Annotated in this window: 10 protein-coding genes; 1 reads left to right on the forward strand and 9 read right to left on the reverse strand. The window is 48.2% G+C overall.

Annotated features, from left to right (window positions below; genetic code table 11):
• The 7 genes from Q320_RS0115805 to Q320_RS0115835 all read right to left on the reverse strand — a co-directional run bounded on the left by Q320_RS0115805 (position 1) and on the right by Q320_RS0115835 (position 8,332).
• Positions 1-288: a monovalent cation/H(+) antiporter subunit G gene (locus Q320_RS0115805; RefSeq protein ID WP_027469796.1), complete on the reverse strand. Its 288-nt coding sequence runs from the start codon at positions 286-288 to the stop codon at positions 1-3.
• Positions 285-563 carry an MrpF/PhaF family protein gene (locus Q320_RS0115810; RefSeq protein ID WP_027469797.1) on the reverse strand — a complete coding sequence of 93 codons (279 nt, stop codon included), beginning with the start codon at positions 561-563 and terminating at the stop codon, positions 285-287. Before Q320_RS0115810 ends, Q320_RS0115805 begins: the two co-directional genes overlap by 4 nt.
• Positions 556-1,044, reverse strand: coding sequence for a Na+/H+ antiporter subunit E (locus tag Q320_RS20260; RefSeq protein WP_084282711.1), 489 nt, complete (start codon positions 1,042-1,044; stop codon positions 556-558). Before Q320_RS20260 ends, Q320_RS0115810 begins: the two co-directional genes overlap by 8 nt.
• Complete coding sequence (locus Q320_RS0115820) at positions 1,041-4,112, reverse strand: efflux RND transporter permease subunit (protein ID WP_027469798.1); 3,072 nt, start codon at positions 4,110-4,112, stop codon at positions 1,041-1,043. The genes Q320_RS20260 and Q320_RS0115820 overlap by 4 nt, the downstream gene beginning before the upstream one ends.
• Entirely contained in the window at positions 4,109-5,206 is a 1,098-nt protein-coding gene (locus Q320_RS0115825) for an efflux RND transporter periplasmic adaptor subunit (protein ID WP_051534828.1), read from the reverse strand. The genes Q320_RS0115820 and Q320_RS0115825 overlap by 4 nt, the downstream gene beginning before the upstream one ends.
• 413 nt (positions 5,207-5,619) lie before the next feature.
• Positions 5,620-6,873 carry an arginine deiminase gene (arcA, locus tag Q320_RS0115830; protein ID WP_027469800.1) on the reverse strand — a complete coding sequence of 418 codons (1,254 nt, stop codon included), beginning with the start codon at positions 6,871-6,873 and terminating at the stop codon, positions 5,620-5,622.
• Between the two features lie 28 nt (positions 6,874-6,901).
• Positions 6,902-8,332, reverse strand: coding sequence for a basic amino acid/polyamine antiporter (locus Q320_RS0115835; RefSeq protein WP_027469801.1), 1,431 nt, complete (start codon positions 8,330-8,332; stop codon positions 6,902-6,904).
• Positions 8,333-8,682: 350 nt separating this feature from the next.
• On the opposite strand from Q320_RS0115835, the gene Q320_RS0115840 reads away from it, so the two are divergent.
• The gene (locus tag Q320_RS0115840; protein WP_027469802.1) at positions 8,683-10,023 is read left to right on the forward strand and encodes a TolC family outer membrane protein; all 1,341 of its coding nucleotides are present in this window, start codon (positions 8,683-8,685) and stop codon (positions 10,021-10,023) included.
• A gap of 51 nt (positions 10,024-10,074) precedes the next feature.
• On the opposite strand, the gene Q320_RS0115845 is transcribed toward Q320_RS0115840, so the two are convergent.
• Positions 10,075-11,544, reverse strand: coding sequence for a GntP family permease (locus Q320_RS0115845; RefSeq protein ID WP_027469803.1), 1,470 nt, complete (start codon positions 11,542-11,544; stop codon positions 10,075-10,077).
• Between the two features lie 3 nt (positions 11,545-11,547).
• Complete coding sequence (locus Q320_RS0115850) at positions 11,548-12,615, reverse strand: patatin-like phospholipase family protein (RefSeq protein WP_051534829.1); 1,068 nt, start codon at positions 12,613-12,615, stop codon at positions 11,548-11,550.
• Between the last annotated feature and the right edge of the window lie 41 nt (positions 12,616-12,656).

A 12,656-nucleotide genomic window follows, 5' to 3' on the forward strand; every position in this document is an offset into this window, starting at 1 on the left:
TTAATCTCCAGAACGGCGTGATAAGCGTGCAATCAGCTGCGACACTACGGCACCCATTAACAAAATGAGTAGCCAAACTGCAATTAATTTAAGCGCGATTAAGGGGCTAGAAACTCGGGGTAGTAGGCCGATGATAATTAAGCCTAATCCTAAATTATCGGCCTTAGTTAAGGCGTGCAATCGAGTTAAGGCATCTGGAAATCGCAAAAAACCGATTGTTCCAGCAAAAAAGAAGAATAAACCGACTGAAATGAATGTCACTGTGAAGATGTTAAGCAGTAAATTCATTCTTTGTCCTCTGAAGGCTTCTCACTGGATGCGGCCGCCTTAACAAAAGCAATGGCTGCCAGCGCTGCGAGTAAGGCAAAAGTGAGTGCAACATCAATGGCTGCGGGTTCATCACTGGCCGCGCCAATGAGCAATAAAATCGCTACGCCGCCCGTGCCAATGAGTTGCGCCGATAGGATACGATCAAGATCACTGGGGCGACGTAAAAGACGCAATAAACTGAGTGCGGTAAAGAGCAGCACCAAGCAAGCTGCGCCCATTAGGAATTCATTCATCTGCGTCCTTCAATACCAATACGCTTGCCAACGCTTGTTGCTCTGCTCTGAGTTGCTCGGCCACAGGCTGCTCGGTGTCTAGAGTGTGGTATTCCAGTGCACCGGCACTTTCACCGCAAGGCACTGAGCCAGGTAACAGACTGGTGATGCTGGCGAAGGTATTGCGTAGGAATCCCGGTGGATAATTGATCGGATATTGGATGATTCCGGTGCGTAGCGGTAATTGTGGATCGAGCGCTCTGCGAGCCACGTCCCAGCCAGACAGTACCGATTGCCAGAGAAAATGCGGTAGGAATAAGCACAGTTGGCTCAGTTTCATTTGCTGTGATGTGGGTGGCATTAGTAGCAAGCTCGCCCAAGTTGCGGCGAGTGCTGTGAATAGGCCGACAATCAAATCTGTCCAGCCTATTCCCATTAATGCGATCCACAGCGCCAAGAATAAACCACAGCGAATCACGCCGGTGTTTAGCCTAGACCTCATTCTGTCACGATCTCTTCTGTTTCTTCTGCCTGCACAGGTGGTGTACCACCAAATACGGTGACATAGAGCGTTGGTAGGAAGACTAAGGTAAGCAAGGTTGCAACGAGCAAGCCCCCCATAATGGCGAATGCCATAGGCCCCCAAAATACTGTTGGTGCAATCGGAATCAAACCTAAAATGGTTGAAATAGCGGTGAGCGACATCGGGCGCAAGCGCGAAGTACTTGCCGTCACGACGGCATCCCAGATCTCTTTGCCTTCTTTTCGATCACTTTCAATCTGATCAATCAAGATCACCGCATTTTTAGCAATCATGCCAAATAGCGCCAAAATCCCCAGAATCGCCACAAAGCCAAGTGGACGCCCGGATAAGAGCAGTGCTGCAACGACGCCGACTAATCCCAAAGGCAATAGCGCAATCACCATCGCCAAGCGACGGAAGCTGACCAATTGGAACATGAGTACGGCCAGCATAATCGCAAACATAACCGGTACGACTGCCAAGACTGAAGCTTGTGATGCGGCACTTTCTTCTGCTACACCACCGATTTCGATTTTGTAGCCTTTAGCTAGGCTGGCATTGAGTTTTTCGATCTTTGGTTCGAGTACGGTCACTACGGCATCAGGCAATACGCCAGGCATAACGTCAGCCATTACAGTCAGCGTTGGTACGCGATCACGTCGACCAATGCGTGGAAGTTCTTGCACCTCTTTGAAGGTCGCAAATTGACTGAGTGGAACGTTTCGTCCATTAGGTAGTGGAACCTGTAAGGTGCGTAGTGTTGAAAATGACAAACGTTGGTCATCATTGGCTCTAGCCACCACATCGATGAGATAAATTCCATCCCGAACTTGGGTTACCGTTGAACCCGAGACTGCGGCATTAAGCGCTGCCGCGAGTGAGCTGGAGCTAACACCAAGTTGCCTTGCTTGGTCTTGGTCGACATGCAGGCGTAACTGACGGGCAGGTTCAAACCAGTCAAAGTTAACGTGACGCGCTTGTTTGTTGTCCCCGACCAACTGCGCGACTTCTTGAGCAATACGGCGAACTTCATTGGTGTCTTCACCGCTAATTCGGTATTGCAATGGCCAACCCACTGGCGGGCCAAGCTCTAGTGGCCCAACCCTTGCGACTACATCTGGGAATTCTTTAGCAAGGATTTTCTCAAGCTTGGTTTGTAGGCGAAGGCGTGCTTCAAAGTCTTTGGCGACTACTACAAATTGCCCTACAAACGGATCTGGCAAATGTACGTTGAGAGGGAGATAAAAGCGAATCGCGCCACGACCAACATAGGCACTCCAATGATCAACATCAGGATCACCTTTGAGTACTTTGTCTAAGCGCTCTGATACATTTTCACTCGCAAAAATAGACGCACTTTGGGGCAGCGTGATGTCTACGAGGATTTCAGGGCGATCTGATGAGGGGAAAAACTGATTTGGTACAAATTGCACTGCAAATAAAGCCAGGAAAAATGCACCAATGGTGAGTGAAATAGTCAGCCATTTTGCGCGCATTGCACCGTTGAGCAAGCGGCTGTAATGTTTGAGCATTGCGCTTGGTTTTTGATCGGGGTCGACTTTTGGTGCTTTTAGTAAGGCGATACCAATCAGTGGCGCAAAAATAACTGCCACAAGCCATGAAACAATCAATGCGATACCGACTACAGCAAAAATAGAGAAGGTATATTCACCGGCAGAGCTTGCAGCAAAGCCGATAGGGATAAACCCCGCAATCGTGACTAAAGTACCGATCAGCATCGGCGCGGCCAATGTTTTGTAGGCGAAGGTTGCTGCGTCTTCTTTTGAATCGCCAAGCCCAAGCCTGCGAATCATTGCGTCGACGGTGGTCATCGCATCATCAACGAGCAAGGTCAGCGCGATAATCAATGCACCGAGTGAAATCCTCTGTAGATCAATGCCGTAAATCTGCATGATCACAAAAACAATCGCCAAAGTGAGCGGAATGGCTAGCGCAACAACCGTACCTGGTCTTGCACCCAGACTAACAAAACTAGCGGCAATAATAATCAGAATGGCTTGCCACAATGAGGTGGTGAAATCGTTAATTGCCACATCCACCGTCACAGCTTGATCGGAGACGAGTACGGGTTCAACGCCGACAGGAAGCTTGGCGCGAATTTCAGCCATTTCTTTTTTTAGATTTTCACCAAGTGCGAGGATGTCACCTGAGTCTCGCATCGCAATTGCCAAACCAATGGCGGGTTGGCCATTCACTCGAAACATCGGTTGCGGTGGATTAACAAAAGTGCGGTGAACTTTGGCAATGTCGCCTAAACGAATCATTCGATCACCAACGGCAAAGTTGATGGCTTCGATGTCTTTTTCTGAGTCAAAAGAGCCTGAAACTCGTAATGAGATTCGCTCATTGTCGCCGTGTATAACGCCGGAAGGGCGAACCACGTTTTGTGACTGCAGTGCTCGCGCAATCGAGTTGTAGTCTAAGCCAAGGCCAGCCAAACGCTCGGTCGATAGCTCAATAACGATTTGCTCATTCTGCGCGCCAAGAACTTCAATTTTTGAAACGTCGGGGACGTGTAAAAGACGTGATCTAGCATCTTCGGCAAAGTCACGTAGTTCGCGCTTTGAAAAACCATCGCCGACAAAACCATAAATCGTACCAAATGTATCGCCAAAATCATCATTAAAACCAGGTCCAACGACTCCGGCGGGTAATGTTCCGCGAATATCGGCAATGTTGTTACGAACACGCTGCCAAGTGCTACGAACTTCGCTTGGCGGTGTTGAGCCTTTTAAGTCGATATAAATGGTGGTGACACCTGCCGTAGTAAAGCTACGCACCGTATCAACGTGAGGTGTTTCTTGGAGCTTACGCTCTAGGCGCTCAGTGACTTGTTGTATCGTATCGTCGATCGTGGCACCAGGCCATGCGGCCTGAACGATCATTGTACGAAAAGTAAATGCAGGGTCTTCTGCGCGGCCCAAGCCCAAAAAGGCCATACTGCCGCCAATTAAGGCCATAATCATTAAAAATATAACGAGAGAGCGGCGCTTAATCGACCATTCGGAAAGATTTGGACCGATCATTTATCACCTCGAAGCAAGCTCACTTTTTGATTCGGGCGTAATGCTTGTACGCCAGCCGTAACGATAATATCGCCGGCGGCTAAGCCGTTCCCAATAATAACGTTTGAAATTCCGGAATGAAGGACTTCTACTTTTCGTAGGGAAACTTGTTCGGTTTTTTTATCGACTAACCAGACTGCAGCAGCGCCATCACCACGTGTCAGTGCTGTACTCGGGATCTCAAATCCTTTTGGTGCATCGATTTGCATACGTCCTGTTACCGTTGTGCCTAGACGCATGGCGGCAGGTGGATCGATTAAGCCGACGCGAATACGGAATGAGCCTGTTGCTGGATCGGCGCGCGGCGAGACTTCACGGACACGACCTTCTACGGAAACGCTAGGGTCGGTAGCTAAGCTGATTGTGATTTTTGGTGCAGCAGGAGCAACATCTTTGAGTTGTGCTGGAATATTGAAAATTGCATCACGGCCATCTTGCAGTGCAACTTCAACCACCATACGTCCACCTTGCACGACTTCGCCAGGTTCGGCACCTACAGCCGTGACTACGCCAGCGGCATCTGCAGTGAGTCGAGTGTAGCCTAGGCGATTACGTGCGATGCTGGCATTGGCTTGTGCTGCATTGACTTGTGCTTGTGCGCTATTTGCTTGTTGTGTGATGCGATCAAAAGCCGCTTGAGAGATAAAATTCTGTGAAAGCAGGTATCGATTACGTCTTTCATTGGCACGCGCTTCGATTAATAGTCCACGTGCGGCTTCTAAATTGGCTTCTGCGGCATTGACGCCGTTTTGCTCATTGTCTGGGTTGAGTAGCGCGATTTCTTGCCCTGCTTTAACTGCATCGCCTACGTTGACAGATCGGCTCACCATTCGGCCATCAACGCGAAATGCCAAATTGACTTGATTCTGCGCCTGTACAGTGCCAGAAAGTACAGTCAAATCCTTGCTGTCGGTTGCACCCACGGTCATTACTTTCACTGAGCGGATATCTACTGGGGCCGCTTCTTCTGCAGGTTTGCATGCAACGAGGAGTGTGAGCACTGCACCGAGTGCAAGCGTATTTCGCACTGAGGATTTTGTATCAATCAATGGCATAAACGGATTCCAATCAAAATTTACACAACATATAGGTAGTTAAAAACAGAGGGCTCATTTGAAGGAGCGAAGCCTTGTCTTTTCACACAAACCCATTCAAACGCTATAGTACGTTGACATTATTTAGAACCCCTATGGTTCACTTTATAGGGCTCAGTCTAGCGATACTTAATTACACTAATTGGCGAGTAGTTTTCGTATATAAATTTTATGGCAAGGCGTGAAAGTCATAGGCGGTACTGATTCGTACGACTAGGCGAGACAGCGATGCAAGAAAATTTTTGTTGATCTACTTCCTTCAAATTGTTGGCCTAGAGGATCGGTTTACACAAGAAAACCCCATTCAGGGAGAGTGCCTGAATGAGGTTTCTAATTTCTTGCCATTTTCAATTTATTTCAATAATTTAATACGCTTAGAAATCAACTGCATCGCGTACGATTGGGCAAGTCATGCAGTGTCCACCACCACGTCCACGACCTAATTCAGCACCAACGATAGTGATAACTTCAACACCTTCTTTGCGTAACTGCGTATTTGTTTCTGTATTGCGGTCATAAGCAAATACAACGCCAGGAGATACCGCGACTAAGTTATTGCCACTATCCCATTGCTGACGCTCAGAAGCATAATGATCGCCGCCAGTTTCAACGACACGCAATTTTTTGAAGTTTAGTGACTCTGCAACTACGTCAACAAACGATTTTTTCTCAATCGTTGCTTCGATACCACTTGGTTTATCGCTTGGACGCAATGAAATTGCATGAACTTGATTCATAAACTCAGGTGAGAGCGTCACAACATCACGATCTGCGAAAGTAAATACGGTATCCAAGTGCATTGCAGTACGTTTGCTTGGCATTGCCGCGATAATTACGCGTTCTGCTGCGCCTTTCTTAAACAAGGCATTGGCTAATTGGCTAATACCTTGGCGCGAAGTACGTTCACTCATCCCGATTAACACAACGCCATTACCAATTGGCATCACATCGCCACCTTCAACCGTTGCTGAGCCGAAGTTGGTGTCAGGATCGCCCCACCAGTATTCAAAGCTTGCGCTAGTAAATGTTGGGTGGAAACGGTAAATCGCGGTAGTCAGTAGTGTTTCTTCTTTGCGAGCTGGCCAATACAGTGGATTGAGCGTTACACCACCATAAATCCAGCACGTCGTATCACGTGTGTAGAGCGTGTTTGGTAATGGCGGCAATAGATACTCAGTCACACCATGAGATTCGCGCACCAAATCTAAATAGCCGCAGGTCGAGAATTCATCAGGCAAATCAAAAACAGAGATACCACCAATCAATAGTTCAGCGAGTCGACGTGGCTCCAAGCTTTCTAAGTAGGCGCGAGTATCTTCAACTAGACCAGCACCCACATTATTGACTGTGACTTTGCGATCCAAAATCCACGCTCGAGCTTCTGGGATCGCGACTGTTTCAGCCAGTAAATTGTGCATTTCAAGCACTTCAACGCCACGATCACGCATTTTGCTCATAAAGTCAAAATGGTCACGTTTGGCGTTTTGTACCCACATTACATCATCAAATAGTAGGGCGTCGTTGTTGCTAGGTGTCAGGCGAGTATGGGCTAGGCCTGGGGCGCAGACCATTACTTTACGCAAAATACCGACTTCAGAGTGAACACCGAAAGCATTTGTTGCAGTCATTGATAGCTCCTTGTTAAACGAATCTTGCTTAGATAGCAATTTGGCCGGTGATCAGTGCAAAGATTCCGATAACGGCACCGATTGATGTGGCCACAAATAACCCTTTTTCCGCTGGGTTAAATACGGTTTTTCCTTGCTCACGCTGGGCAAGAATGAACATGATTGAACCAGGCGCAAACAAAATGCACGCCAGTAGAATGTGTTTAAATCCCCCAGAGAACAACATGAACAATGAGTAGAGTGTTGCAACAGCAGCGATTTTCATATCACTCGAGAGCGCTTTATCATCGGCTGCGTAGGTGTCACGTTTTAGGGTGAGTTTGAGAGCATAGGCAGCAACGAGCACATATGGGATTAAGGTCATTGCGCTGGTCATATCAAGCGCAAGATTGAATGCCTCTTGTGCAAACATCGTTGAGATTAAGAAGATTTGAACCAAACTATTGGTAACCCATAGCGCGGCAACAGGCACACCATTTTTGTTTTCGCGAGCCAAAAATTTCGGCACTAGTTTGCTTTTTGATGCTGAAAATAAGACTTCGGCCGCTAGCAGTGACCAAGCCAGATAAGCACCCAGCACTGAAACAATCAGACCAATACTGACAAACCATGCACCCCAAGGTCCAACGATATAAGCGAGTACACCCGCCATTGATGGCTGGCGTAAAGCGCCCAAATCATCGCGTAGCATGACGCCATAAGGAAGTAGTGTGACCATCACTAATAGGCAAAGCACACCAATGAAGCCCATTACGGTTGCCCAGCCCACATCCTCACGTTTTTTTGCAAAGCGTGAATAAACGCTGGCGCCTTCAATACCGATAAACACGAATACCGTAACTAGCATCGTGCTACGAACTTGGTTAAATACATCGGTGAGGCTGTATGAGCCACCGCCCCAGAAGCTGGCGGCAAACATATCTTTTTGAAAGGCGAATATAAGGATGATAACAAAGAGAATAATCGGGATGATTTTGGCGACAGTCACGACTTGATTGATAAACGCAGCTTCTTTAATGCCGCGCAAAATCATAAAGTGAACGCCCCATAAAATGATGGACGAGAAAAACACCGCCATGGGGGTATTGCCATCGCCAAACATCGGAACAATTGCGCCAATAGTGGATTTAATCAGAATAAAATAAGTTGTATTCCCAAGGCAGGTACCTGCCCAGAAACCAAATGCAGCCATAAAACCGGCGTAGTTACCAAATCCGGCAGTGGCATAACCGTAAATACCTGTATCGATTTCTGGTTTACGCACCGCCAGAGATTGAAATACAAAAGCAAGCATCAGCATACCGCCGCCAGCGATAAGCCAAGACACAATCGCGCCAAATGGACCGGTTGCTACCCCAAAGCGAGCAGGAATTGAAAAAATCCCTGCGCCAACCATGGAGCCGACCACCATTGCGGTCAGCGCGAGGCGGGATATTTTATGTTCTTCTGATGAACTCATGATCTCTCCGAATTGAAAGTGTATTGGCGTATTTTTGTAGACTTACTAATTGTGTTGAGTAAGTTAGCGCAAAGTAAAAGTGCTGTCCAACAGAAAATTTCATGGCTCATTGGGTTTAGTAACAAAATGCTGACTAGCGTAGCTGCTACGCTGCTTGTATTTTAAATACTTACTTGGTGTATTGTAGGCTTAAATTGGTAAGAGTTTGTGCTTGATCATTTGATTAAATACTGAATTTAAGCTGTCATAGGCTACAAGTGAATTGTGTGGCACAATTTCACGCGACTAGAAGCGGCGCGGCCGACTGTAAGACAAATTGCTGTGTGACTTATTTAATATGGGAAACAATTGTGAAACTAAAGCCTATCTTCTTTCTTTTCGCTTCGATTTTTGTGCTACCCGCGCATGCTGTCGATTTGCTGGATGCATGGCAAGCGGCAAAAAAATATGACGCTAATTTTTCTGCCGCCAATTCAGCACGAATTGCAGGGCAAGAAAAAGCAGTTCAAGGTCGCTCTTTACTCTTACCGCAAATCGGTTTGGGCGCGAATGTGAATCATGCGCGAATTGATAGCTCGCCAGGCAATCCAACACCGAGTAATCCGCAGCTTGATAAATCCGGCCAAACTTATGGTTATAGTGTCAGGCTGACTCAGCCGATTTATCGGCAAGAGGCTTTTGTTGCTGCGGATCAGCTATCCAAACAAACCGAGTTGGCCGATTTACAATTTCGCGTGGCTGAGCAGTCATTGATTTTGCGCGTGGCGCAAAGTTATTTTGATGTTTTAACCGCGCAAGAAAACGTATTGTTATCGGCCGCTCAGCGGGATGCGGTTGCGCAGCAACTCGCATCAGCCAAGCGCTCATTTGATGTGGGATCAGCCAATATTAATGACGTGAATGCAGCACAAGCTCGCTATGACGGGATTGCAGCTAATGAGATTATCGCGGCGAATGATCTCGAAATTCGGCAAAACGCATTTCGATTCTTAACTAATTTGGAAGCGATGCAATTGGCAACGGCAGCCAATGCAATTGAGCCTACTTTGCCAGTGCCCAATGATTTAAAAGAATGGCAGGCGCGCACAGAGACCGGCAGCTTTGATTTACTGGCTCAGCGCTTAAATCTGGAGATTGTTGGCAAAAATATTGAGCTTTACCGTTTACAAGATTCACCCACCTTGGATTTGGTCGCTAGCTACGGTCAGGCTTTTGATGGCAGCGGTTTATCCCGTAATGGCGGTACGGATCGATTGGGAACGGGTGTGATTGGCGTGCAGTTCTCTGTGCCTATTTTCACGGGCGGACGTCGTTCTTCACAACTTAGAGAAAGTTTGGCTAATCGTGATCAACAAGTTGATCGAGTTGAAGCAACACGTCGCGATGCATTGCAAACTAATAAACAGGCTTTTTTGGGTGTTTCAGCGGGGGCGGCTCAGATTCGCGCGCTGCAGCAGGCTTTGACTTCTAGTAAGTCTTTGCTTGATTCAACCAAGTTAGGGCATGAAGTGGGCGTGAGTACCATGCTGGACGTATTGGATGCTAACCAGCGTTATTATGAAACGCGCTATCGCTTAGTCTTAGCCAAATACGCGTACATTTTCTCGACCTTGCAACTTGCTGCATCGACAGGTGTGTTGAATGAGCAAGTGCTACAGCATGCAAATCAATGGTTCAGTAGTAATTTATAGTCGTCATCTGTGAATTAAAGCCATCGGTGTCGCCACCGATGGCTTTTTTACTTAAAACGACCCAAACATCGTTCCCAGAACAATCACCACCACCAACGCAATGATCGCGCCGACAATACAACTCATCACGATATCGAAATAGCTTTTACTATGCGTTGATCCGCATAGCGTTAACAAAGTCACCACCGCGCCGTTATGCGGCAAGCTATCTAATGTGCCCGCGCCAATCACCGCAACGCGATGGAGCAAAGCTGGATCCATGCCGATTTCAGTTGCCAATTGCAAATAGTTAGCCCCCAGTGCTTCAAGAGCAATTGTCATACCACCCGATGCGGAGCCAGTGAGCGCAGCGAGAATATTGGTCGAAACGGCCAAAGAAACCAGCGGGCCGCCCTGAATCGACAATACCCATTCGGTAACCAGAGAAAACACCGGCATTGCAGCCACAACGGCACCAAAACCCACCAAACTGGCAACGCTGAGAATCGGCAAGCTGGATGCATTTGCACCCGCAGCCACGGTTTCGCGCAAATTGAGTAGGCGTTTACGATTGCCAATAATCAGCACCGTAATTGCAGACAATAGCGCCACAATCACCGACCACACGCCACTCACTGAAGACAGGCTGATGCCACCCCATTGCGAATCGGCCAAAAAGCTCGTGTCCATTCTGGGTAAGATCACCATCGACATAATGAAATTGACTGCAATCACGACCAAAAGCGGCAAAATAGCCATCAAAGTGCTTGGCGCTTGCGTGCTATGGCAGCCTGTGTGGATCTCATGCGGGTCGAATGCATCTGTTGTTGCTGCGCGTTCGCGAGTTAAAGCATTGTCGGCAAGTTCAGCAACTTCAGCGTTCACTTGTTCAATTTGGTCTTCGCGGCCATAGCCCTCACCAGCACGGCGCGCAGCAGCGGCGGCGCGTAGCAGCCACCACATACCAAATGAAAACATGACGGCAGACGCAATCATGCCCAAGCCCGGTGCGGCAAATGGCGTAGTGCCAAAAAATGGCATTGGAATCGCATTTTGCACCGCAGGTGTGCCCGGCATCGCCGACATGGTAAAGGTGAACGTGCCTAAACCAATCGCGGCAGGCATTAAGCGATAAGGAATATTTGCGGCACGGAACAAGCCTTGTGCCATCGGAACAATCACAAAAAAGGCGACAAATAAGCTCACGCCGCCATAAGTGACCAATGCGCCAGCCAAAACCACCGCCAAAATAGCGCGCTGAATACCGAGTTTTTCGGTCATAAAGCGCGTAATTTCGGTGACTGAGCCACTATCGTCCATCAACTTACCAAAGACGGCGCCGACCAAAAATAACGGAAAAAACTGCGCGACAAAACCGCCTGCCGCACCCATAAATGTTTGCGTCCAGTGCGCCAACATTGGCTCACCCGAAGCAATCGCGACAATCAGTGCTGCCAGCGGTGTCAGAACCAGTACGCTCCAGCCACGGAAGGACATCCAGATTAAAAATCCCAGTCCCAGCAAAATACCGAGCAAACCCATTTCTTAAACCTCCGTGAGTAGGAAATCAATATCGAGTGTTGAGCGCACGCCAATGCTGTCGCCGTGCGTGGCTAAAAATTGCTCCGCAGCCTTGCGGCCTTCATCGCGCAACATGCAAAAGAAAGCCCATTCGGCCAGCATTTTTGATGAATAACCCAGTTGCAACATGATGGATTCACTTTCAACGCGGTGAATTCGCATTTTGGCCCAGTTCGCGCCTTCACCCGTGCTGTTTGGATCTGCCACTTTGCGCAACAGCGCCGCCATGCGTAGCTCTTTAATCAATGGCGAATTAAATGAAATTTCATTTAAGCGATTATTGATTTCGTTGGCAGTACGCGGTGTGCCGGGGCGGGAAACCGGATTGATTGAAACTAAAATCGTATCGTCCGAATCGCAATCGCGCACCAGAGGCGTGATCGTTGGATTGCCGGTAAAACCGCCGTCCCAATATGGTTCGCCATCAATTTCGACGGCTTTAAACATCGTTGGCAAACACGCCGATGCCATCAACACATCAGAACTGATTTCGGCATTGCGAAATACGCGGCCACGCCCAGAATTCACATTGGTTGCAGTTACAAATAAGCGTGGCACTGTGGTTTTGGCCAAACGCTCAAAGTCGACGCAATCATTCAGAATTTTGCTGAGTGGATTTGCTCCGCCCATTGAGGTGTCATACGGCGAGCACAGGCGTGCCGATAAATCAGCAGCAACGAAGGCTGGGGAATAATCTAGCGTCCATTTACCGGTGAGCATCTCAATGGGGCCACGGCGAAACGGGCTAAGCAAAGCGGCGTCAGCAACGCTGCGCCAGAATTTTTCTAGCGCTTTTTTCGCGCCTTCACGACCGCCAGCGGCTAAGCCATCTGCCATCACTGCTGCGTTCATTGCGCCAGCGGATGTGCCGGAAATCCCGTCAAATTCCATCCATGTTTCTTCTAAGAATCGATCCAGTACACCCCAAGTGTAAGCTCCATGCGAGCCGCCGCCTTGTAAAGCCAGATCAACTAATACTGTTTTACGCGTGCCAGCAGCTTGAGCTGCGGGTTTATCTTTTGCAATCGCCATTTTGAAGCCCTTGTCTTGTAGATGAATCAATCCGTCGAGTG

This window comes from Deefgea rivuli DSM 18356 (genome assembly GCF_000620145.1).
Taxonomy (GTDB): Bacteria; Pseudomonadota; Gammaproteobacteria; order Burkholderiales; family Chitinibacteraceae; genus Deefgea; species Deefgea rivuli.